This is a genomic window from Amycolatopsis sp. CA-161197, from assembly GCF_050942255.1.
Classification (GTDB): Bacteria; Actinomycetota; Actinomycetes; order Mycobacteriales; family Pseudonocardiaceae; genus Amycolatopsis.
The window spans coordinates 2,116,970-2,139,379 of the sequence record NZ_CP192059.1 but is presented as its reverse complement, the minus strand read 5'-3'; the positions used below and the strand labels follow the sequence as shown (position 1 = coordinate 2,139,379).

Below are 22,410 nucleotides of genomic sequence, written 5' to 3'. Positions count from 1 at the left end.
TCACCCGACGTCGGCCAGGTTGCCCGACTTCAGCTCTTCGTCGCTCACCTTCATGCGCCCGTCCACCAAGCGCTGCAAGGCATCCCCGTCGTCCCACTGGTTCACGTTCATCGCGGCGTGCACGTCGCCCTCGGTGCCGACCCAGAAGGCCGTGAAGTCGCGCGCCGCGAGGTCGCCGCGGACGACGAGGCGGTCGCGGTCGAGGTCGGCGAGGCCGCGGTACTCCATGCCGAGGTCGTACTGGTCGGAGAAGAAGTACGGCGAATCCAGGTACGGCTCGTTCTCCCCCAGCAGGTTGCCGGCCACGTGGGCGCCCTGCGTGCGCGCGTTGGCCCAGTGCTCGACGCGCACGCGGTGGCCGTAGCGCGGGTGGAAGTGCGACGCGATGTCGCCCACGGCGTAGACGTCCGGGGCGGCGGTGCGCAGGCCGGCGTCGACCGCGACGCCGCCGTCGTCCGAGAGCTCGAGGCCCGCCGTGTGGGCGAGTTCCACGCGCGGGGCGGCGCCGACGGCCACGAGGACCACGTCGGCCAGCAGTTCTTCACCGCTCTGCAGCCGAACGCCGCGCACGCCGCTCGGGTCGCCCGTCACCTCCGCGACGCGCTCGCCCAGGCGCCAGTGCACGCCGTGTTCTTCGTGCAGGGTGTGGAAAACCCCGGCCACCTCGGGACCGAGGACCTTGCCGAGAGGCAGGCGCCCCGGCGCGACCACGGTCACGTCCGCGTCGTGCGAGCGCGCGGCCGCCGCGGCCTCGGTGCCGATCCAGCCGGCGCCGATGACCACCACGCGCCGGGCGTCGACGAAGGCCGAGCGCAGGCTGAGCGAGTCGTCCAGCGTGCGCAGCGTGTAGAGGCCCGGGAAGTTGCCGCCGGGCGCGGTCAGCGGACGCGGCCGGGAACCCGTCGCGAGCACGAGCCGGTCGAAGCGGTGCTCGCCGCCGGCGTCGTCCAGGACCAGGCGCGCGCCGAGCTCCAGGCGGGTAGCCGTGAGGCCGGAGGCGAGCCGGATGTCGTGGGCGGCGTAGAAGCCCTCTTCGTGCACCCAATCGGGTTCGTCGGTGGTGCCCAGCAGCACACCCTTCGACAGCGGCGGCAGCTCGTACGGCCGGTGCGGATCGGAACCCATCAGCAGCACGTCGCCGCCGAAGCCCTTCTCACGCACCGCGGCGGCGGCCGAGGCCCCCGCCAGACCGGCCCCGACGATCACGATCTTGCTCGGCTGTGCCATCCCGGCCATCCCGACCTCCCGAGTCCCCGCCACCTGCCGCCCGGACGCTACTCCCGTTGCCCGGACGGCACATCCCAGGTGAACCCGCCCGGAGAACCCGTCGGTAGGCAATTCGGGTGAACCCGCGTAAGAGCCGCGTGAGGCGCCGGTCCCACCCCCGCACGAAGCATGACCGCAACGCGGAATCGGGAGGGCGAGAGCCGTGACAGACCGGGACGAGTGGTCCATCGGCTGCCGGGATCTGGCGGGCAGGCGCAGGGACGTGACGGTGTTCGTGAGCAGCGACGACAAGATCGTGCTCGTCGCGCCACCAGGCGAAGCGGCCGTACTCGGCCCCCTCGACGTCGGCCGCCTACGCGCCGCCCTGCGCGACGCCGTCGTGGCCGTGGCGCAACACCCGGAGTGATCGTGTTTTTTGCTGTGTTGTCTGCCTCGGCTCCGCCGAGGCGTGCGAGATCGCCTTTGAGCCGGTGTTGGGATCGGGCGGTCTGACCGGCCGGGGGCCGATCGCACCGCCCGATCCCAACACCGGCGCGATCTCGCTCCATGGTTGCCTTGCGGACCTCGGCGAGCCCTTGCGGTGTCGCCACGGCAGATCACCCGGTCCCCACCACCGGTGACCTCACCGAACCCTCCTGTACTTCTGCCTCGACCCCGCCGAGATGCGCGAAACCGCCCTTGAGCCGGTGCCGGCATCTCACCTCGCGGCGGCGAGCCGCTCGGTCGCCGCCACGGCAGTCCGCCCGGTCCCCACCTCCGGTGACCTCACCGAACCCTCCTGTACTTCTGCCTCGGCCTCGCCGAGATGCGCGAAACCGCCCTTGAGCCGGTGCCGGCATCTCACCTCGCGGCGGCGAGCCGCTCGGTCGCCGCCACGGCAGACCACCCAGTCCCCACCCACCAGTGACCTCACCCAACCCTCCTGTACTTCTGCCCCAGCCCCGCCGAGACGCGCGAAACCGCCCTTGAGCCAGCGTTGGGGTCCCGCCCCGCGGCGGCGAGCCCCTGCGGTGTCGCGATGGCAGTCCGCCCGGTCCCCACCACCCGTGACCTCACCGAACCCTCCCTGTACTTCTGCCCCAGCCCCGCCGAGACGCGCGAAACCGCCCTTGAGCCGATGCCGGCATCTCACCTCGCGGCGGCGAGCCGCCGGCTCGCCGCTACGGTGGACCGCCCGGGCCCCACCACCGGTGTCTACCCCGGCCCGCCGAGACGCGCGAGGCCGTCCTTGGGCCAGCGTCGGGGTCTCGCCCTGGGGCTGCCGGGGGAGCTTGGCGAGCCGCTCGGTCGCCGCCACGATGGAGCGCCCGGGCCCCACTGCGTTCGCCTTCACCGAACCCTCCTGTGTTTCTGTCTCGACTCCATCGAGACGCGCGAAACCGCGTTTGAACCGGTGTTGGGGTCTCGCCCTGCGGCTGCCCTACAGGGCTTGGCGAGCCGCTCGGTCGTCGCCGCGGTGGAGCGCCCGGGCCCCACCACCCGCGACCTCACCGAACCCGCCTGTACTTCTGCCTCGGCCCCGCCGAGGCGCGCGAGATCGCCTTCTCGCCCCCTGCTTGCTTGTCAGAGCTTGGCCGGCCGCCTGGTCGCCACCGATCCCTCCCCCGCCTCGATCCGGCCGCGCAGGCCGGGCGTTTCACCGAGCCGCCTTCGCGCCGGCCAGACCTTCGGCTCTCCTTGCCCCGCAACGAAGTTCGAGGCCGAGAACCTCGCGCGATGCCGGAAGCCCCGCCGGAAGCCCGGCACGCTGCCGCGACTGCCCGCACCGACCTCACGCGCCGCCACCGCCGCCCGGCTACGCTGGCTCCGCCGGGCCCAGGCGACCACTGACGCCCGGCCCTGACGCAACCACAGCGCGAGATCGCGCCGGTGTGGGGATCGAGCGGTGCGATCGGCCGCCAGGCCGATCAGACCGCTCGATCCCCACACCGGCTCAAAGGCGATCTCGCCGCCCCGGCGAAGCCGGGGCAGACAACACAGCCGCGGTGAAAGGACACGAAGTGGACGTCGCCGAGGCCTGCGCCGAGGGCGTCCGCCGGCGGCGGGTCGCGCTGCGGTGGAGCGCGCACGCCGCGTGGGTGCTCGTGCTCGCGGTGGCGACGGAGCTGCGCGTGGGCCGGTTCGGGTTCCACCCGTCGGACCAGGGCTTCATCCTCGCGCAGGCGTGGCGGGTGCTGCAGGGCGAGGTGCCGCACGCCGACATCATCTCCGCGCGGCCGCTCGGGTCGGCGATCCTGCACGTGGTCGACTTCGCGCTGCCCGGGCCGCTGCTCTTCGCATCGAGCTGCCTGGCGATGGTGCAGATCGCGCTGACGACGATCGCGTTCGCCGTGCTCGTGACGCGGCGGCCGGTGCTGTCGTGGGGGCCCGGCCTGACGGCACTGGTCGCGGCGGCGGCCCTGCTGAACCTCAACGGTTTCCCGCTCATGGCGTGGCACACCGTCGACGGGATCACGCTCACCGCGTGCGGCGCGTGGGCCCTGGATTCGGGGCTGCGCAAGGGAAATCCGTACGCGCGGCTCGGCGGTCTGGCGTTGCTGGGCGCGGCGGTGTTCGTGAAGCAGAGCTTCGTCCTCGCCGCGGTGATCGGACTGGTCTGGACCTTGTGCTACCCGAACCGGCTGCGGCGCCTGCCGGCCGACGTGCCGGCGCTCGGCGCGTTCGCGATCGCCTACGTGGCTTGGGTGACTATCGGCGGCGGCTTCGGCGACATGGTCGGCCAGCTGACCGGTGGCGTCCCCGCGTACGGCGAACGCCTGCTCGGCCTGTGGCTGGACGACCCGCAGGTGCTGCTGCGCCCGCCGGTGCGGGAGCTCACGTTCTTCGCCGCGATCGCTGTGGTGCTACTGGTGCTCCGGCTCGCCGGCGAACGGCTCGGCGCGGCCGGGCGCGTGGCGTCGTGGCTGCTCGCGTTCGGCGGCGCGGCCGCGGTGGTGTGGACGGTGGTCGACGGACGGTTCACGGCTTCGTCGCGCTGGGCCGACGTGCTGTGGTGGATCCTCGCCGTCGCCGTCGTGGTTCACGCGACCGTACGGCGCAAGATTTCCTGGGCCGCGCTGCTCGTGCTCGCGACGGGCTTCATGACCAGCCTCTCCTGGGGCAACGACACCCCGACGCTGCTCACCGGCTCGCTCGCGCTCACGGCGTTGCTGCTGCTGGGTTTCGTGCTGCCGGACCTCGCGCCGGTGCTGCGCCGCACGTGGCTGACCACGACGGCGGGCGTGGCCGCGGTGGCAGTGTGCGGCTGGGCGGTCGTGGCGCACCACGACGAAGCCGCGTACCTCGACCTGTCGCACGACCAGCTCACCGCCGACCTCGGCACGGTCAGCCCGGCCCTGCGCGGCATCCGCACGAATCCCTCGACCTACACCTACGTCGCCCAGATCCGCGACTGCCTCCGGCGCTACCCGGCTTCGCGCGTCGCGGTGCTGCCCGACAACCCGTTCGCCTACCCGGTTTTCGGCCTGCGCAACCCGTTTCCGCTGGAGTGGCCGCTGCCGTTGGAGATCGTCGGTGACGCGCCGCAGCGCATGCTCGCCACCGCGGCGGACCTCGATCGTGAGGGCGACTACCTGGTGCTGTTCGAGACCGTACCGAGCAAGACGCTGGCTCAGGGCGGGCCGGTGCCCGCGCAGGTCGCGGCCGATGCCGCGATCGTCGACTACCTGGGCCTGGAGAACGCGTTGCGCGCGCGGCTGACCGGACAACCGGTGGCGTGCGGGAGTTTCGTCGGCAAGTGGGCGCGCTGAGGTTCAGTCCAGCAGCGTGTCGTCGGGCGAGCCGGCCGCCAGCGTCGCGAGGACCTCGAGCGCGGCCGCGAGGGTTTCCTTGGGGGGCGCGGAAACCGCGAGCCGCACGGCGTTCGGGGCGTGACCCGGCAGCACCGCGAACGAGGCCGCCGGCGACAACGCGATGCCGTGCCGGGCGGCCGCAGCCACGAACGTCTCCGCACGCCACTGCTCCGGCAGCTCCCACCAGCGGTGGTACGCCGCCGGATCGCCGACGACCGCGAACCCGGCGAGACGCTCGTCGAGGATGGCGGCGCGTTCGGCCGCGTCGGCGCGTTTCGCGGTCTCGACCTCGGCCAGCGCGCCGCCGGTGATCCAGCGCGTGGCGGCCTCCATCGCGAACCGCGTCGAACCCCAGCCACCCGAACGGACGGCGCCCGCGAGCCGCGCGGTCCAGGCCGACGGCGCCACCACGAACCCCGCGGTGAGACCGGGCGCCACCCGTTTCGACAGGCTGTCGACGAACACCGTGCGCTCGGGCGCGAGTGCGGCCAGCGGTTCGACGTCCGGGCGCAGGAACGTGTAGATGCCGTCCTCGATCACCGGCAGGTCGAGGCGCCGCACGGTGTCCGCCAGCTCGGCGCGGCGCGTGGGCGGCATCGTCGGCCCGAGGGGGTTGTGGAGCGTCGGCTGCACGTACAACGCGCGCACGGGCGCCGCTGCGTGGGCGGCTTCGAGCGCGGCCGGGACGAGGCCGTCGGCGTCGGTTTCGATGGGCACCAGCTCGGCGCCCAGCCGCGTGGCCAGCGCTTTCACCACCGGGTAAGTCAGCGCTTCGACCGCGAGCCGCTCCCCCAGCGGGACGAACGCGGAGATCGCCGCCGCGATGCCCTGGCGGCCGTTGCCCGTCACCAGGATCGTCGCCGGGTCGGGTGTCCAGCCACCGCGGGACACCATCCCGGCCGCGGCTTCCCGCACCGCTTTCGTCCCCGCGGCGCCGACGGGGTGCAGGGCGTCGGTGAACACGTCGGCGCGAAGCAGCGGCTCCAGCGCGTACGCGAGCTTCGCGGATTGGCTCGGCAGTACGGCGAAGTTGAGCTCGAGATCCACGCGCGCGTCGCCGGGTTCGGCGAGCGCGGGCTCGGGCGCCGGGCGCGCGGCCCGCACGAACGTGCCCCGGCCGACCTCCCCGACGGCCAGGCCGCGGCGGGTCAGCTCGCCGTAGACGCGGGCGGCGGTGGAGCCGGCGATGCCGCGGTCGCGCGCGAACCTGCGTTGCGGCGGGAGGCGGTCGCCCGGCCTCAGCCGGCCCGCTTCGATGTCGGCGGCGAGCTCGTCCGCGACGACCCGGTAGTCGTCCATCGTCACCTTCGCTTACGCCGTGAACCGCAGAGAACCCCGTCCGCATGATGACACCGGCTGGTCACGTTCGGCGAATGCGACCCAGGGAACTCCCCGAATGAGGGTCACTAGGTTAGCCTAACCTGTGTGGACCAGACGATCGCGGAAGCACCGAGCCTGACCGAACCCCGTCTGCACGCCGAGGCGCTGACCCTGGCCTACGACGGGCGCACCGTCGCCGAAGACCTCGGCGTGGTCATCCCGGACAAGTCGTTCACGGTCATCGTCGGCCCCAACGCGTGCGGCAAGACCACGCTCCTGCGCGCGCTCGCGCGGATGCTCAAGCCCCGCAAGGGCTCCGTCTACCTCGACGGCTCGGTGATCTCCAGCTACGGCGCCAAGGAGGTCGCGCGCCGCCTCGGCCTGCTGCCGCAGAGCTCCGTCGCGCCCGACGGCATCACCGTCGCCGACCTCGTCTCCCGCGGCCGCTACCCCCACCAGCGCCTGCTGCGCCAGTGGTCCCGCGACGACGCCGCCGTGGTCGCCGAGTCCATGGCCGCCACCGGCGTCTCGGACCTGGCCGAGCGCCTCGTCGACGAGCTGTCCGGCGGGCAGCGCCAGCGCGTGTGGATGGCGATGGCCCTCGCCCAGCAGACCGACCTGCTGCTGCTGGACGAACCCACGACCTACCTCGACATCGCGCACCAGATGGACATCCTCGACCTCTGCGCCCAGCTGCACGCCGACCAGGGCCGCACGCTGGTCGCCGTGCTCCACGACCTCAACCACGCCGCCCGCTACGCCACCCACATGATCGCCATGCGCGACGGCCAGGTCCTCGCCACCGGCACCCCGGAGGAGGTCGTGACGGAGGACAACGTGGAGAAGATCTTCGAACTGCCGTGCCGCGTCATGCCCTGCCCCGAAACCGGCACCCCGCTGGTGATCCCGAAGGCGGGCCGGCGCGCCGCGTAGTCGTCCGGCCCGGGCGAGCAGTTCGGCGCGCCGCTTGCTCGGTGTTGTTCCTCTCGGGCCGGAGACGCGCTCTTCCGGCCGAACGATGTCGAGCACAGGCAGGCGGGCGGCCGGCTGAGGCCATCGCCGCGACAGGTGGCCGCCGGAGAACCGGCCGCGGCACCACCGATTTCTACGTCGCGACCACACACCCCACCCTCGGTTAGATTGGTGCCGGAGGTGCCATGACCCGCGAACTCTGGACCGCAGTCGACGACTACCTGGCCGAAGCCCTGATCCCCGCCGACCCGGTGCTCGACGCCGCCCTCGCCGAGTCGGGTGCGGCGGGCCTGCCGGCCATCGCCGTGTCGCCCACGCAGGGCAAGCTGCTTCACCTGCTGGCCCTCACCGCCGGCGCGCGCTCGATCCTCGAGATCGGCACGCTCGGCGGCTACAGCACGATCTGGCTCGCCCGCGCCCTGCCGCCCGGCGGCACACTGGTGACCTGCGAATACGAACCGAAGCACGCCGCCGTGGCGCGCGCGAACCTCGACCGCGCCGGCTTCGGGCCCGAGGTGGCCGACATCCGCGTCGGCGCCGCGCTCGACACCCTGCCCACGCTGACCGGTCCGTTCGACTTCGTCTTCATCGACGCCGACAAGGCCAACCTCGCGCCCTACGTCGCCGAAGCCGTGCGGCTGTCGCGGCCGGGCACCACGATCGTAGTCGACAACGTCGTCCGCGACGGGGCCGTGCTCGAAGCCGCCAGCACCGACCCGTCCGTGCGGGGCGTGCGCGAGATGTTCGCGGCCCTCACCGGCGACGACCGGCTCGAAGCGACTGCCATCCAGACGGTGGGCGACAAGGGTTACGACGGTTTCGTCCTCGCCCGCGTGCGCTGACCTGATCGTCCGCCGACGGCACCCGCCACGGACGATCAGCGCCCCGGCGTCTCCTTCGCCAGGGGCGGGGCGAACCGCGGCTCGACCCCACCCTCGATCGGCTTCCCCTGCTCGGCCTGCACCATGAACGTCCGCCAGATGTCCGCGGGCACGGTCGAGCCCATCAGCTTCTTGCCCTGCGCGTCGAACAGCCGCCGCTCGTCGTCGGAGCCGACCCAGACGGCCGTGGCCAGCTGTGGGGTGTAGCCGATCGCCCAGGCGTCCTGGTTGTCCGACGAGTTGCCGTGCTGGAACTCGCCCGTGCGCAGGGCGGCGGGGCGGCCGTCGGGCAGGAACGTCTGCAGCACGTTCGTCACCTCGGCGGCGATCTTCGCGCTCACGCCGGCGTCGTCGGAGAACGCGGGGTGCGGCTCGTTGTCGTGCTGCCACACGACGCTGCCGTCCTGGGTGAGCACCTTGTCCACGAGGTGTGGCGCCACGCGCATGCCGTCGGCCGCGAAAGTCCCGTACGCGCCGGCCAAGTCCAAGGGCCGCAACGGATACCGCCCGACTGCGATGCCCGAACCGATCAGGAACCCGTCCTTCTCGCGCAGGGTCGGCGAGCCGTCGACCGCCTCCGGGATGCCGGCATCGCGCGCCGCCGCGCTCACCGCGTCGGCGCCGACGCGTTTGGCCAGCCCGATGTACGGCGTGTCGGCGCCCGAGGTCATGGCTGTGCGCAAGGTGCAGGTGGACGGGCACTTGCGCGGGTACTCGAAGTTCTCCCCGAGGAAGTCGATCGTGCCCGGCGCGGCCACCGGTTCGTCGGGCGAGACACCGGCGCGCAGGCCCGCGGTGAGCGTGAACGGGTAGAACGCCGAACCCGCCGCGTGTTCCGTGCCGGCGTAGTCGCGGACGCCGTTGTCGCCGCCGTCGTACGCGCGCACCGCCCCCGTCGCCGGATCGACCGACACGAGCGCGCCGCGGAACTCCTTCGGCTCGCCCTTCAGGCGGTCGGCCAGAGTCGAGCGCGCGGACGCCTGCGCCTTGCGGTCGAGCGTGGTCTGCACGACCAGATTCCCTTGCTGCAGACGGGAAAGCGAGAACCCGTCCTGTTCGAGCTCGCTGAGCACCTGCTGCTTCACGTGGTACTCGTCGTAGGTCACGCTCGCGCGGGTCTCCGACGGCGGCAGGATTTCCTTGCCGGGATAGGCCATCGCGGCGGCGTCCGCGGGTTTGACGTAACCGCGTTGCACGAGCTTGTCGCGCACGTACGTCCAGCGTTTCGCCGCGTGCGCGTCGCCCGAAACGGCCGGGTCGTGCACCGACGGCGACTGGATCATCCCGGCCAGGAACGCGGCTTCACTCCAGGTCATGGAGTCGTCGAGCGGACGGCCGAAGAACGCGTTCATCGCCGCGGCCGGGCCGAAGGTGCCGCGGCCGAAGGAGATGATGTTCACGTAGCTGGTGAAGATCTGTTCCTTGCTCTGCTGCTGCGTGATTTTCGTGGCGAGCACCAGCTCCTGCAGCTTGCGCCCGAGCGTCGCGTCGTCGTCGCCGGTCGATTTCTTGATGTACTGCTGGGTGATCCCCGAACCGCCGCCGACGCCGGTGAGGAACGCGCGGCCGATCCCGGTGGGATCGAAGCCCGCGTTGTCCCAGAACGTCGGGTCTTCGGTGGCGATGATCGCGTCACGCAGCTTCGCGGGCACCTTGTCGTAGGGCACGAAGGAGCGGTCGCCGTCGGCCGGCAGCACCTTGAGCAGCTCGCTGCCGTCGGAGTACTTCAGCTCCACGGTCTTGTCGAGCGAGGCGAGCACGTCCTGCGGGCTGCGGACGTCCATCAGCAGGTAGGCGACCCAGAACGCGATCAGCGGCAGGCCGACGAAGACGCCGAAGCAGCAGTACGCGATGCGCCTGATCTTGCGCCACCGGCGGCGGCGACGGGCACGGGGATCGTCGGGCTGCTCGTTCGTGACACTGCTGGTGGCTCCATCCGTCTCGGCATCCGTGTCGGGTCGCACGATGGGACGACGGCCGGACGGGTGAAAAGGTTGTGCGGTTCGGTGAGAAATTCACGGCGGGTCACGACAGGAAGGCACGCAGCAGCGAAGCCGTGCCCTCGATGTGCTCGGCCATCGCGTGGCGCGCGGCCACGGGATCGCCGGCGAGGATGGCGTCGACGATCGCCTCGTGCTGGGCGTTGGAATGCTCCAGGTTCGGCTCGATCAGCGGGATGCGGTCGAGCAGCTGGTTCACGCGCGTGCGGGCGTCGGCCATCGCCGTGGTGAGCGAGCTCGACGCCGTGACCTCGGCGATCGCGAGGTGCAGGCGCGAGTCCTTGCGCCGGTAGTCGACGAGGTCGGCGGCCGCGGCCTCGGCGAGCGTGGTCTTGAGGTGCTGCCGGTCGGCCGGGCTGAGCGTCCGCGCGGCGGCCGCCTCGGCGGCGCCGGTCTCGAGCACGTGACGCAGGCACAGCGCGTCTTCGAAGGCGGCTGCGTCGATTTCGCTGGGTTTGCTCTGCGCGGGTTCGGGCAGGTTCTCGTTCACGAACGTGCCGCCGTAACGCCCTCGTCGTGACTCCACGTAACCCGCGTCGGCCAGCGCGCGGATGGCCTCCCTGAGCGTCACCCGGCTCACGCCGAGGCGCTCGGCCAGCTCGCGCTCCGAGGGCAGCCGCTCCCCCGCGCCGACCACGCCGAGGCGGATGGCCTGCAGCAGGCGTTCGACGGTCTCCTCGAACGCGTTGCCCGCGCGCACCGGCCGGAACAGCGCCTCGTTCGCGCTAGCCACCGACGTCTCCACGAGGGCGAGTCTAAGCCCGGTCGATTGCAGAGACGTCTTTGCAAATAATCCTCTGCGGTGTAGTTTGTGTCCCATGAGCTCTTCCGACCGCACCGAACGGATCCTCGACGCACGCACCCTGCGCGCGCTCGCCCACCCGCTGCGGATGCGGCTGCTCGGCCTGCTGGAACAGGACGGCCCCGCCACGGCCACCGGCCTGGGCAAGCGCGTCGGCGAGAGCTCCGGCACCACGTCCTGGCACCTGCGCCAGCTCGCCGACGCCGGCCTCGTCGCGGAGGACCCCGACCGGGGCTCGAAGCGCGAACGCTGGTGGAAGGCCGCCCAGGACTACACCACCATCCGCACCGGCGACTTCGTCCGCGACCCGGAGCTGGCCGGCCCGATCGCGACGGTGCTGCACCAGCTGGTCGTGCAGCGCCACCAGGAGGAAGCGCAGTTCGTCGCCGAGCTACCCCGTTGGCTGGACCGGTGGGAACACAACGCCACCATGACCAGCGAACACCTCTCCCTGACCCCCGAAGAAACCCGCCGGATGAGCGACGAGATCACCGCCGTGGTCAACCGCTACCGCCGCCCTGGCCGCCCCGGCGACGACACCGTCGTCACCCACTGGGCCGCCTTCCCGCGTACCGCCCACCCCGAAGAACCCACCGACACCCTGGGGACGCCATGATTCCGCACCACTTCACGGAGCACTTCGTCGCCGCACGCCAGTCCGAACTCCGCGCTGCGGCGTCCCACCACCGCACCGCCACCGCCGCGGCTCGCACCCTGCCCGCCGCCGCCACCACCGCCCGCCAGCGCCTCGGCTGGCTACTGGTCCACACGGGCCTGCGTCTGGTGACCAACCGGGGTCAGGGGCCGCAGATCACCTTGCCGGCTTGAGGATCCTGTTCGGGCTTTGGTCCACTAAGGACTTCCGAATCCTCGCTCGGGCGCCAGTCCGCCAAGCAACTATCCGCCCTGCGCTCGGCCTTGCGCCTTCCCCGCACGACAGGTCCATTCGCCCAGCGAATGACCCGCCGTACACAACCCACGACCCCACCGACGACCACCCAGCCGCGGCGGGACCCTTCGCGAAGCGCAAGGCATTTGCGGACAAGACCCACCACGCGCCACCACTCACATTGGTGCGAGCGGAACCCGTCGCTCAACGAAGGTCCCCACACCCACGCACGCCGCCTCCCCCGGTCGCGACGGAACCCTTCGCCCAGCGAAGAGACCATCCCACCTTCTCTGCCGCTCCCGCCGTACCCACGTCGAGCGACTCGGGACCCTTCGCCCAGCGAAGACGCCTGTGCCCACCGGATCCACCGCAAACACCAACACGATGGGACGGTTCGTCTTGCGAAGGCCCCACCACCATCGAATGGCCACACCAGCAGCATGCAACCGTTCGCCCGGCGAAAGGCGCATGAGCGTCAGACCCACGGCCCACAACGGCTCACGCCAGCGGGCCCCTTCGCGCAGTGAAAGGACCGCTCGCACGGCAAGCCGACTACGACCTCAGCGCGAACAGCCCAGCCAGTGACCCCGAAACGCAACATGGGACCGTTCGCCCTGCGAAAGGCTCGCGGGCGCCAGCCACCAACCACCACCACTCGCGCCAGCGCAGTGAGACCGTTCGCCCAGCGAAAGGTCCGTGGGTGCCAGACCCGCGACGCACCACACTCGCGCCAGCTCGGCGGGGCCCTTCGCCCAGCGAAAGGACCACTCGCGAGCGGCAACTGCGAGCAGTGACCGAAAAAGCAAGATGGGACCGTTCACCCTCCGAACGGTCCCACCCCAATACCACACCCCGAGCGCCTCAGCACTCGATGACGTTCACCGCCAGCCCGCCGCGGGCGGTTTCCTTGTACTTCACCGACATGTCGGCGCCGGTCTCGCGCATGGTTTTGATGGCCTTGTCCAGCGTGACCACGTGGCTGCCGTCGCCGCGCATGGCCATGCGGGCGGCGTGGATGGCCTTCGAGGCGCCGACGGCGTTGCGTTCGATGCACGGGATCTGCACCAGCCCGCCGACCGGGTCGCAGGTCAGACCCAGGTGGTGCTCGACGCCGATCTCGGCGGCGTTCTCCACCTGGGCCGGCGAGCCGCCGAGTACCTCGGTCAGCCCGGCCGCCGCCATGGCCGAGGCCGAGCCGACTTCGCCCTGGCAGCCGACCTCCGCGCCCGAGATGGAGCCCGTCTGCTTCAAGATCGAGCCCAGAGCGCCGGCCGTCAGGAGGAAGGTCACGATGCCATCGTCCGAGGAGCCGCGGATGAACCGCTGGTAGTAGTGCAGCACGGCGGGAATGATCCCCGCGGCACCGTTCGTCGGCGCCGTGACCACACGCCCGCCGGCGGCGTTCTCCTCGTTGACCGCCAGCGCGTACAGGCTGACCCAGTCCATGGCGTACAACGGATCCCCGACGCCGTCCTCGGCGATCAGCTTGTCGTGCAACGCCTTGGCGCGCCGCGGGACCTTCAGGCCGCCCGGGAGCACGCCCTCGTGGGCGATGCCGGCCGAGACGCACGCGGCCATCACGTCCCAGATCTCCAACAGCCCGGCCCGAACCTCAGCGGCGGAACGCCACGACAGCTCGTTGGCCAGCATGATCTCGCTGATCGGCAGCCCCGTCGCCGCGCAGTGGCCGAGCAGGTCGGCGCCCGTGCGGAACGGGTAGGGCACCGGCGTCGAGTCCTCGACGAACACCGCGTCCGTCTCGTACGACTCGTCGCGCACGAAACCGCCGCCCACGGAGTAGTACGTCCGCGACCGCAGCTCCGAATCACCGGCGAAGGCCCGGAACACCATCCCGTTCGGGTGCGCCGGCAGCGACTTGCGCCGGTGCATCGTCAAGTCGACATCCTCGTCGAACGCGATCTCCCGCACGCCGCCCAGCAGCAACCGCCCCGACGCCCGTATATCGGCGACCCGCGAAGGCACCGTCTCCGTGTCGACCGACTCCGGACGTTCCCCCGACAACCCCAGCAGCACGGCCTTGTCACTGCCGTGCCCGAACCCCGTCGCTCCGAGCGAGCCGAACAGCGCCGCCTGCACCCGCGTGACGCGGTCCAGCAGCCCCTCGTCGACGAGACCGTCCACAAAGGTCCGCGCGGCCCGCATCGGGCCGACCGTGTGGGAGCTCGACGGCCCGATGCCGATGGAGAACAGATCGAAGACGCTGATCGCCATTGACCCGCCCCTTCCCTCTAGTGCCTGGCCAGCAGTGAGCTGGCTTCCTGCGCCGCCGGGCCCTGTTCGGCCAGGTGCGCGAGGTTCTCCGGCAGCTCCTCGCCGCGGTGGGCCTTGGTCTGCGCGTAGAGGCGTCCGGCGCGGTAGGACGAGCGCACGAGCGGTCCCGCCATCACGCCACTGAACCCGAGCGCCTCGGCCGCCTGGGAATGCTCCACGAACTCCTCCGGCTTCACCCACCGGTCCACCGGATGATGCCGCGGCGAGGGACGCAGGTACTGCGTGATCGTCAGGATCTCGCAACCCGCCTCGAACAGATCCCGCATCGCCGGCTCGACCTCGTCGGGCGTCTCACCCATCCCGAGGATCAGGTTCGACTTCGTCACCAACCCGGCCTCACGGGCCTTCGTGATGACTTCCAGCGAACGGGCGTAGCGGAACCCGGGGCGGATGCGCTTGAAGATCCGCGGCACCGTCTCCACGTTGTGCGCCAGGACCTCCGGCCGTGACCCGAACACCTCGGCCAGCTGCGCAGGATCCGCGTTGAAGTCCGGGATGAGCAGCTCGACACCGGTGCCCGGGTTCAGCTCGTGGATCTGCCGCACCGTCTCCGCATACAGCCAGGCCCCGCCGTCGTCGAGGTCGTCGCGCGCGACACCCGTGACCGTCGAGTACCGCAAACCCATCGCCTGCACCGACTCCGCCACCTTGCGCGGCTCAGTGCGGTCCAGCTCGGCGGGCTTGCCGGTATCGATCTGGCAGAAGTCACACCGGCGCGTGCACTGGTCCCCACCGATCAGGAACGTCGCCTCACGGTCTTCCCAGCACTCGTAGATATTGGGACAGCCCGCCTCCTCGCAGACAGTGTGCAGACCCTCCCGCCGCACCAAGCCCTTCAGCTCGGTGAACTCCGGCCCCATCCGCACCTTCGTCCTGATCCACGACGGCTTCTTCTCAATCGGCGTCTCGCTGTTGCGGACCTCCAGCCGCAGCAACTTCCGCCCCTCGGGCTGCGCGCTCATCGCGACAGGTCCGAGTACAGCGGGTGCTTCTTCGCCAGCAGCTCCACGCGCCCGCGCAGCGTCTGCGCCACGGACTCGTCGAAGTCCGGCTTCAGCGCTTCGGCGATCACGTCGGCGACCTCGGCGAAGTCCTCCGCGCCGAACCCGCGTGTGGCCAGCGCCGGCGTGCCGATGCGCAGGCCGGAGGTGATCATCGGCGGCCGCGGGTCGAACGGGACCGCGTTGCGGTTCACGGTGATCCCCACGGAGTGCAGCCGGTCCTCGGCCTGCTGACCGTCCAAAGCGGACTGCACGAGGTCCACGAGCACCAGGTGCACGTCGGTGCCACCGGTCAGCACGCGCACGCCCGCCTCGGCGCAGTCCGAACGCGACAGCCGGTCGGCCAGGATCCGCGAACCTTCGAGGGTCCGCTCCTGCCGCTCGCGGAACTCGTCGCTCGCCGCGATCTTCAACGCCACGGCCTTGGCCGCGATCACGTGCTCCAGCGGCCCACCCTGCTGGCCGGGGAACACCGCCGAGTTGATCTTCTTCGCCAGCTCCTCACGGCACAGGATCAGGCCGCCGCGCGGGCCGCCCAGCGTCTTGTGCGTGGTCGTGGTGACGATGTCCGCGTGCGGCACCGGCGACGGGTGCAGCCCCGCGGCCACCAGGCCCGCGAAGTGCGCCATGTCCACCATCAGGCGAGCGTCGACCAGGTCGGCGATCCGGCGGAACTCCGCGAAGTCGAGCTGACGCGGGTAGGCCGACCAGCCCGCGATGATCAGCTTCGGCTGGTGCTCCACGGCCAGCCGCTCGATCTCGGCGAGGTCGACGATCCCGGTCTCTTTGTCGACGTGGTAGGCGACGACGTTGTAGAGCTTGCCCGAGAAGTTGATCTTCATCCCGTGCGTGAGGTGGCCGCCGTGGGCCAGGTCGAGGCCGAGGATCGTGTCGCCCGGCTTCAGCACGGCGAACATCGCCGCCGCGTTGGCCTGGGCGCCCGAGTGCGGCTGCACGTTGGCGTGCTCGGCGCCGAACAGCGCCTTCGCGCGGTCGATCGCCAGCTGCTCGACGACGTCGACGTACTCGCAGCCACCGTAGTAGCGGCGGCCGGGGTAGCCCTCCGCGTACTTGTTGGTCAGCACCGAACCCTGCGCCTCGAGCACACCGACAGGCGCGAAGTTCTCCGACGCGATCATCTCCAGCGTCGACTGCTGACGGTCCAGCTCCGCGGCCACCGCGGCGGCGACCTCGGGGTCCACATCGGACAGGTGGGCGTCGAAAGTCGTCATTCAGTTCTCCTGGGTGAGCGCGGCGTACGCGGCGGCGTCGAGCAGCTCCGGGACGTCGCCCGTGAGCCGCACCTTCAGGAGCCATCCTTCGGTGTAGGGGTCGGAGTTCACGATCTCGGGGGTGTCCGATGTGGTCTCGTTCACCTCGACGACCTCGCCGCTCACCGGCGAGTACAGCTCACTCACGGACTTCGTCGACTCGACCTCGCCGAACACCTCGCCCGCGGTCACCGTGCCGCCCACGGCGGGCAGCTGCACGAACACGATGTCACCGAGCGACTCGGCGGCGAAGGCGGTGATGCCCACGGTCGCGACGCCGTCGACGACCGACAGCCACTCGTGTTCCTTGGTGTAGGACAGGTTCTGGGGGATGCTCACGGTAAACGGGCCTCTCAGGCTCGGGAGTAGAAGGGCAGGGCGACGACCTCCACGGGCTCGATCCTGCCCCTGATGTCGACGGAAAGCTTCGTACCAGGCTCGGCGTACGCCCGATCGACGTACGCCATCGCGATGGGGTAACCCAGCGTCGGCGAAAGCGCACCACTGGTCACTTCGCCCACCGAAACGCCGTCGGAGACCACGTTGTACCCGTGCCTCGGCGCGCGGCGTCCGGTGGCCCGCAGCCCGACACGCACCCGCGGAACGTCGGCCTTGGCCAGCTCCGCCAGCGCGGCCCGGCCCACGAAGTCGCCCGGCTTCTCGAACTTCACCACGCGCCCCAGGCCGGCGGCGAACGGGTTGAGCTCCCGCGTGAGCTCGTTGCCGTACAACGGCATCCCGGCCTCGAGCCGCAGCGTGTCGCGGCACGCCAGCCCACACGGCACGAGCCCGAACGCCTCACCGGCGTCGGTCAGCGCCCGCCACAACGCCGGCGCCTCGGCGGCGGGCACGAACAGTTCGAAGCCGTCCTCACCCGTGTACCCCGTGCGGGCCAGGAGCACGTCGTGCCCCTTCACCACGGCGGGCACGCTCGCGTAGTACTTGAGCGCGCCCAGGTCCGCGTCGGTCACCGCTGCCAGCACGTCGACCGCGCGCGGGCCCTGCACGGCGATCAGCGCCGTGTCGGCGGACCGGTTCTCCACCACGGCGTCGAACCCGGCCACGCGCTCGGCCAGCGCCTCGGCGACCACGTCGGCGTTGCCGGCGTTGGCCACGACCAGGTACTCCTCGTCGGCCAGCCGGTAGACGACCAGGTCGTCGAGCACGCCGCCGTCGGCGTCGCAGATCATCGTGTAGCGGGCGCGGCCCGGCTTCACGCCGGTGAGGTTGCCGACCAGCGCGTAGTCGAGCACGTCGGCGGCCTGCGCGCCGCGGACGTGGATCTCGGCCATGTGCGACAGGTCGAACAGCCCGGCCGCCTCGCGCACGGCCTTGTGCTCGGCCAGCTCACTGGCGTAGCGGACCGGCATCGACCAGCCCGCGAAGTCGGTGAACAGCGCGCCCAGTCCCTTGTGGACGGCGTGCAGTGAGGTCTCTTTAGCTGCATTCGTTTCAACCACGGGGCGCTCAGCCTTCGTACGCGTTGAGGGGCGGGCAGGAGCAGACGAGGTTGCGGTCTCCGCGCGCCCCGTCGATCCGGCGCACCGGCGGCCAGTACTTGTTCTTGCGCGACACACCCGCCGGGTACACGGCCAGCTCACGGTCGTAGTCGTGCGTCCACTCGCCCACCAGCGTCTCCGCCGTGTGCGGGGCGGCGCGCAGCGGGCTCGTCTCCGCGGTCCAGCGCCCGGAGGCGACCTGGTCGATCTCATGGCGGATGGCGATCATGGCGGCGCAGAAGCGGTCGATCTCGCCGAGGTCCTCGCTCTCGGTGGGCTCCACCATGAGCGTGCCCGCGACCGGGAACGACATCGTCGGCGCGTGGAAGCCGTAGTCGATGAGCCGCTTCGCGACGTCGTCAACGGTCACGCCGGTGTCCTTGGTGATGCCGCGCAGGTCGAGGATGCACTCGTGCGCGACCAGGCCGTCCTGTCCGGTGTAGAGCACCGGGTAGTGCGGCGACAGGCGGGCGGCGACGTAGTTGGCCGCGAGCACCGCGACCTTCGTGGCCGCCGTGAGGCCGGGCGCGCCCATCATGCGCACGTACGCCCACGAGATCGGCAGGATCGACGCCGAGCCGTAGGGCGCGCCGCTGATCGGGCCGACGCCGGTGGCCGGGCCCGCCGCGTCGAGCAGCGGGTGGTTCGGCAGGTACGGCGCGAGGTGCGCGCGCACCGCGACCGGGCCGACGCCGGGGCCGCCACCGCCGTGGGGGATGCAGAACGTCTTGTGCAGGTTCAGGTGCGACACGTCGCCGCCGAACTCACCCGGCTTCGCCAGGCCCAGCAGCGCGTTGAGGTTCGCGCCGTCGACGTACACCTGGCCACCGCCGTCGTGCACGATCTTGGCGAGCCGCTCGATGCCGTGCTCGTACACGCCGTGCGTGGACGGGTAGGTGACCATGATCGCCGCGAGCGTCTCGCGGTTCGCGTCGACCTTGGCCTGCAGGTCTTCGAGGTCGACGTTGCCCTCGTCGGTGCACTTCACCACGACCACGCGCATGCCGGCGAGCACGGCCGAGGCCGCGTTGGTGCCGTGCGCGGACGACGGGATCAGGCAGACGTCGCGCTCGGGCTGGCCGTTGGCGTGGTGGTAGCCGCGGATGGCGAGCAGACCGGCGAGCTCACCCTGGCTGCCGGCGTTGGGCTGCAGGGAAACCTGGTCGTAGCCGGTCACCTCGGCGAGCCAGCCCGACAGCTGGGCCACGAGCCGGTGGTAGCCCTCGGCGTCCTCGGCCGGTGCGAACGGGTGGATGCCCGCGAACTCGCGCCAGCTGATCGGCTCCATCTCGGTGGTGGCGTTGAGCTTCATCGTGCACGAGCCCAGCGGGATCATGCCGCGGTCGAGCGCGTAGTCCAGGTCGGCGAGCTTGCGCAGGTAACGCAGCATCGACGTCTCGGAGCGGTGCGTGCTGAACACCTCGTGGGCCATGAAGCCGCTCTCGCGCACGATGCCGCTCGGCAGCGCGGTGGCGGTGGCCCACTCGGCGTCCACGCCGAACGCGCGCAGCACCTGCGCGAGGATGTCCGGCCGGGTGACCTCGTCGCAGGCCACACGCACATGGTCGGCGTCGACGTGCCCGAGGTTGATGCCCGCCTCGCGCGCGGCCGCGTGAACCTCGGCGGCGCGGCCGGGAACGTGCGCGACGACCGTGTCGAAGAACGCCTCGTGCACGACCTCCACGCCACCTTCGCGCAGCGCTGCGGCGAAGCCCGCCGCCAGCTCGTGCACGCGGGTCGCGATGGCCTTCAGGCCGTCCGGGCCGTGGTACACGGCGTACATCGCGGCGAGCACGGCCGGCAGCACCTGCGCGGTGCAGATGTTCGACGTCGCCTTCTCACGGCGGATGTGCTGCTCGCGCGTCTGCAGCGCGAGCCGGTAGGCCATGTTGCCGTCGGCGTCCACGGACACGCCCACCAGGCGGCCCGGCAGCGAACGCTCGAGCCCGGCGCGCACGGCCAGGTAACCCGCGTGCGGGCCGCCGTAGCCCAGCGGCACACCGAAGCGCTGCGTCGAACCCGCGGCGACGTCGGCGCCGAACTCGCCCGGCGAGGTGATCAGCGTGAGCGCGAGCAGGTCGGCAGCCACCGTGTACAGGGCGCCCGCGGCCTTCGCGGCCTCGGAAATGGCATGGTAGAAGCCGCGGCCCCGCAGCACACCGGATGCGCCGGGGTACTGCACGACGACGCCGAAGAACTCCTCGGGCAGCCCGGTGAGCAGGTCGCGCACCTGCACGTCGATGCCCAGCGCGGCGGCTCGCGTGCGCACGACGGCGATGGTCTGCGGCAGGCATTCGGCGTCGAGGACGATCACATTGGACTTCGACTTCGACGAGCGGCGCATCAGCGTCATGGCCTCGGCGACGGCGGTCGACTCGTCGAGCATCGACGCGTTGGCCGTGGTCAGGCCGGTGAGGTCGGCGACCATCGTCTGGAAGTTCAGCAGCGCTTCGAGCCGGCCCTGCGAGATCTCCGGCTGGTACGGCGTGTAGGCGGTGTACCACGCGGGGTTCTCGAGCACGTTGCGGCGGATCACGCCCGGCGTGACGGTGTCGGAGTAGCCGAGGCCGATCATCTGCGTCATCGGGCGGTTGAGCGCCGCGAGCGCGCGCAGCTCGGCGGTGGCTTCCTCTTCGGACGCGGCCTCGGGCAGATCCAGGTCACCGGTGGTGCGGATGGCGGACGGGACGGCCGCCTCCACGAGGGCGTCCAGGCTTCCGTAACCGCATTCGGCGAGCATCTTGGCCCGCTCGGCCTCAGCGGGGCCGATGTGGCGGGCGTCGAACGGTGTGGAGGTGATGGGAGCTCCTCGGGCCGGGCACCGGGCGCAGCGGTGCGCTGGGAACTCCCCCTCTGTCATGGGCACCTGAGAGTTTCACCGCGCAGCGCGGCTTTCACCTTGGGTGAGGCGCGGGTGCGCCTGCTTTCCAGAGTGGCCTCGCGCGAAGCGGTAGTGGGTACCTGAGAGATTCCGGGGAGTTTGCTCCTTCGGTGCCCCACCGGTCTCATGGGGGCTCTCCCGCTCCTGCTCGAACGGCCCGGTATTCATGTTTGTGTGCTGGCGGCCACGTTACCTGCCGCTTTGCGCGCCAGTCTACCTCGGACGGTTCACGCCACACCCGCCGAGCCGCGGGGAGAAGGTGCGCAGGTGACGGGTCTGCGAGGGAAGCGTCACGGGGACCTTCGTGATCTTCGACGGACCGGCCAGCAGCGCGCACAGGTCGGCACAGCGAGTGAGCAGCACGGCCAGGTCGCGCAGCTCGTCGTCGCCGGTTCCGAGGCAGGACTGGGCGCACAGCGACAGCAACCGCGCGGCCTCGCCGCACATCGACTTCACCGACATGCGGACCATCGCGACCTCGGCGGCCATGCCGGAGCACCGGTCCAGCGTGTCGGCGCACAGCCGTGACATCGACGCCGCCGCGAGCATCACCGGTCCCATCGTGGCCAGCTCGCTGCCGGGTTCGGCTCGCCGCGCCAGCGCCTTTTCGCACCGCGTCCGGCACAGGTCGCAGAGGTCGGCGACCTCCTGCAGCATCGGAGACGCTTCACGGATCGGCATGGCACCCTCCCGGACCGGCGACCGGACCGGTCGCCACGGTTCCGGTCTACCCACCGCGAAACCGGACGGGGGGCGTCGCCACCGGAACAGGCGGAAGATCAACCCGTCCCGGTGAAACGTTGTGCCCGAGTTCCTAAAGTGGAGTGACGTACGCGCCCGAAATGCCACCGTCCACGAGGAACTGCGACGCGGTGATGAAGCTGGCGTCGTCACTGGCCAGGAAGGCCACCGCGGCTGCGATCTCCTCCGGCTCGGCGAACCGGCCGACGGGCACGTGCACCAGCCGCCGCGCGGCACGTTCCGGGTCCTTCGCGAAGAGCTCCTTCAGCAGCGGCGTGTTCACCGGCCCCGGGCACAGCGCGTTGACGCGGATGTTCTCCCGAGCGAACTGCACGCCCAGCTCGCGGCTCATCGCGAGCACCCCGCCCTTCGACGCGGTGTAGGAGATCTGCGAGGTCGCCGCGCCCATCACGGCCACGAACGACGCCGTGTTGATGATCGAGCCCTTGCCCTGACGCTGCATGTGCGGCAGCGCGGCCTTGCAGCACAGGTACACCGAGGTCAGGTTCACGCGCTGCACGCGCTCCCACGCCTCGAAGTCCGTGGTGAGGATCGAGTCGTCCTCGGGCGGCGAGATGCCGGCGTTGTTGAACGCCACGTCGACCGCGCCGAACTGGTCCACAGCCGTCTGGAACAGGGCCTCCACCTGCTCGGGGTCGGTCACGTCGGCCTGCACGAACAGGCCCCCGACCTCGTCGGCCGCCGCCTTGCCCTGCTCGGGCGTGAGGTCGCCGATCACGACCTTCGCGCCCTCGCTCGCCAGCCGGCGCGCCGACGCGAGGCCGATGCCGCTGGCCCCGCCCGTGATCACGGCGACACGGCCGTCGAAACGCTGCACCATCT

The 22,410-nt window shown here is 71.2% G+C and carries 18 protein-coding genes and 1 riboswitch; of the genes, 6 read left to right on the top strand and 12 right to left on the bottom strand.

The features are described 5' to 3' along the window. A complete protein-coding gene (locus tag ACQPXB_RS10295) occupies positions 1–1,227 on the bottom strand; it encodes an NAD(P)/FAD-dependent oxidoreductase (RefSeq protein WP_366580695.1) in 1,227 nt (408 codons plus the stop codon). Between the two features lie 202 nt (positions 1,228–1,429). Between ACQPXB_RS10295 and ACQPXB_RS10290 the strand changes: the two genes are divergently transcribed. After that, a complete protein-coding gene (locus tag ACQPXB_RS10290; protein WP_220237697.1) occupies positions 1,430–1,633 on the top strand; it encodes a hypothetical protein in 204 nt (67 codons plus the stop codon). Positions 1,634–3,227: 1,594 nt separating this feature from the next. After that, entirely contained in the window at positions 3,228–4,976 is a 1,749-nt protein-coding gene (locus tag ACQPXB_RS10285) for a hypothetical protein (protein WP_432851108.1), read from the top strand. A 3-nt stretch (positions 4,977–4,979) separates the two neighbouring features. Here ACQPXB_RS10285 and ACQPXB_RS10280 read toward each other — a convergent pair whose 3' ends face one another. After that, positions 4,980–6,317, bottom strand: coding sequence for a PLP-dependent aminotransferase family protein (locus ACQPXB_RS10280; protein ID WP_386948346.1), 1,338 nt, complete (start codon positions 6,315–6,317; stop codon positions 4,980–4,982). A 126-nt stretch (positions 6,318–6,443) separates the two neighbouring features. Between ACQPXB_RS10280 and ACQPXB_RS10275 the strand changes: the two genes are divergently transcribed. Both ACQPXB_RS10275 and ACQPXB_RS10270 read left to right on the top strand, forming a co-directional pair. Beyond that, on the top strand, positions 6,444–7,271 hold the full coding sequence (locus tag ACQPXB_RS10275; RefSeq protein ID WP_366580689.1) for an ABC transporter ATP-binding protein: 828 nt from the start codon (positions 6,444–6,446) through the stop codon (positions 7,269–7,271). A gap of 224 nt (positions 7,272–7,495) precedes the next feature. Then, entirely contained in the window at positions 7,496–8,152 is a 657-nt protein-coding gene (locus ACQPXB_RS10270) for an O-methyltransferase (RefSeq protein ID WP_366580687.1), read from the top strand. Positions 8,153–8,187: 35 nt separating this feature from the next. Here ACQPXB_RS10270 and ACQPXB_RS10265 read toward each other — a convergent pair whose 3' ends face one another. Together ACQPXB_RS10265 and ACQPXB_RS10260 are read right to left on the bottom strand one after the other, a co-directional pair. Further along, entirely contained in the window at positions 8,188–10,155 is a 1,968-nt protein-coding gene (locus tag ACQPXB_RS10265; RefSeq protein WP_386948353.1) for a transglycosylase domain-containing protein, read from the bottom strand. A gap of 61 nt (positions 10,156–10,216) precedes the next feature. Then, positions 10,217–10,924, bottom strand: a complete 708-nt coding sequence (locus tag ACQPXB_RS10260) for a FadR/GntR family transcriptional regulator (protein ID WP_432856524.1) — start codon at positions 10,922–10,924, stop codon at positions 10,217–10,219. Between the two features lie 85 nt (positions 10,925–11,009). Between ACQPXB_RS10260 and ACQPXB_RS10255 the strand changes: the two genes are divergently transcribed. Both ACQPXB_RS10255 and ACQPXB_RS10250 read left to right on the top strand, forming a co-directional pair. Then, a complete protein-coding gene (locus tag ACQPXB_RS10255; RefSeq protein ID WP_366580683.1) occupies positions 11,010–11,609 on the top strand; it encodes an ArsR/SmtB family transcription factor in 600 nt (199 codons plus the stop codon). Then, complete coding sequence (locus tag ACQPXB_RS10250) at positions 11,606–11,821, top strand: hypothetical protein (RefSeq protein WP_366580681.1); 216 nt, start codon at positions 11,606–11,608, stop codon at positions 11,819–11,821. The genes ACQPXB_RS10255 and ACQPXB_RS10250 overlap by 4 nt, the downstream gene beginning before the upstream one ends. A 922-nt stretch (positions 11,822–12,743) precedes the next feature. Here the strand turns inward: ACQPXB_RS10250 and ACQPXB_RS10245 are convergent. From ACQPXB_RS10245 to ACQPXB_RS10210, 8 genes are all read right to left on the bottom strand, one after another. Further along, positions 12,744–14,114, bottom strand: a complete 1,371-nt coding sequence (locus tag ACQPXB_RS10245) for an L-serine ammonia-lyase (protein WP_432851104.1) — start codon at positions 14,112–14,114, stop codon at positions 12,744–12,746. Positions 14,115–14,131: 17 nt separating this feature from the next. Then, on the bottom strand, positions 14,132–15,136 hold the full coding sequence (gene lipA, locus ACQPXB_RS10240) for a lipoyl synthase (protein WP_432851102.1): 1,005 nt from the start codon (positions 15,134–15,136) through the stop codon (positions 14,132–14,134). Continuing rightward, on the bottom strand, positions 15,133–16,407 hold the full coding sequence (gene glyA, locus ACQPXB_RS10235; RefSeq protein ID WP_432851100.1) for a serine hydroxymethyltransferase: 1,275 nt from the start codon (positions 16,405–16,407) through the stop codon (positions 15,133–15,135). Before glyA ends, lipA begins: the two co-directional genes overlap by 4 nt. Beyond that, positions 16,408–16,785: a glycine cleavage system protein GcvH gene (gene gcvH, locus ACQPXB_RS10230; RefSeq protein WP_360606771.1), complete on the bottom strand. Its 378-nt coding sequence runs from the start codon at positions 16,783–16,785 to the stop codon at positions 16,408–16,410. Between the two features lie 14 nt (positions 16,786–16,799). Then, on the bottom strand, positions 16,800–17,906 hold the full coding sequence (gcvT, locus tag ACQPXB_RS10225) for a glycine cleavage system aminomethyltransferase GcvT (protein WP_386948369.1): 1,107 nt from the start codon (positions 17,904–17,906) through the stop codon (positions 16,800–16,802). Between the two features lie 7 nt (positions 17,907–17,913). Next, positions 17,914–20,745 (bottom strand): aminomethyl-transferring glycine dehydrogenase, encoded by a 2,832-nt coding sequence (gcvP, locus tag ACQPXB_RS10220; RefSeq protein WP_432856521.1) that lies wholly within the window; start codon positions 20,743–20,745, stop codon positions 17,914–17,916. Between the two features lie 138 nt (positions 20,746–20,883). Further along, positions 20,884–20,977, bottom strand: a riboswitch (glycine riboswitch). Positions 20,978–21,039: 62 nt separating this feature from the next. Then, positions 21,040–21,507 (bottom strand): hypothetical protein, encoded by a 468-nt coding sequence (locus tag ACQPXB_RS10215; protein ID WP_432851097.1) that lies wholly within the window; start codon positions 21,505–21,507, stop codon positions 21,040–21,042. Positions 21,508–21,640: 133 nt separating this feature from the next. Then, on the bottom strand, positions 21,641–22,408 hold the full coding sequence (locus tag ACQPXB_RS10210; RefSeq protein ID WP_366580668.1) for a 3-oxoacyl-ACP reductase: 768 nt from the start codon (positions 22,406–22,408) through the stop codon (positions 21,641–21,643). Between the last annotated feature and the right edge of the window lie 2 nt (positions 22,409–22,410).

Bases quoted from the DNA above. Each gene is read 5' to 3' on its own strand.
- ACQPXB_RS10295 (WP_366580695.1), bottom strand. From the start codon at position 1,227: ATGGCACAGCCGAGCAAGATCGTGATCGTCGGGGCCGGTCTGGCGGGG.
- ACQPXB_RS10280 (WP_386948346.1), bottom strand. From the start codon at position 6,317: ATGGACGACTACCGGGTCGTCGCGGACGAGCTCGCCGCCGACATCGAA.
- ACQPXB_RS10270 (WP_366580687.1), top strand. From the start codon at position 7,496: ATGACCCGCGAACTCTGGACCGCAGTCGACGACTACCTGGCCGAAGCC.
- ACQPXB_RS10255 (WP_366580683.1), top strand. From the start codon at position 11,010: ATGAGCTCTTCCGACCGCACCGAACGGATCCTCGACGCACGCACCCTG.
- ACQPXB_RS10250 (WP_366580681.1), top strand. From the start codon at position 11,606: ATGATTCCGCACCACTTCACGGAGCACTTCGTCGCCGCACGCCAGTCC.
- ACQPXB_RS10245 (WP_432851104.1), bottom strand. From the start codon at position 14,114: ATGGCGATCAGCGTCTTCGATCTGTTCTCCATCGGCATCGGGCCGTCG.
- lipA (WP_432851102.1), bottom strand. From the start codon at position 15,136: ATGAGCGCGCAGCCCGAGGGGCGGAAGTTGCTGCGGCTGGAGGTCCGC.
- glyA (WP_432851100.1), bottom strand. From the start codon at position 16,407: ATGACGACTTTCGACGCCCACCTGTCCGATGTGGACCCCGAGGTCGCC.
- ACQPXB_RS10215 (WP_432851097.1), bottom strand. From the start codon at position 21,507: ATGCCGATCCGTGAAGCGTCTCCGATGCTGCAGGAGGTCGCCGACCTC.
- ACQPXB_RS10210 (WP_366580668.1), bottom strand. From the start codon at position 22,408: ATGGTGCAGCGTTTCGACGGCCGTGTCGCCGTGATCACGGGCGGGGCC.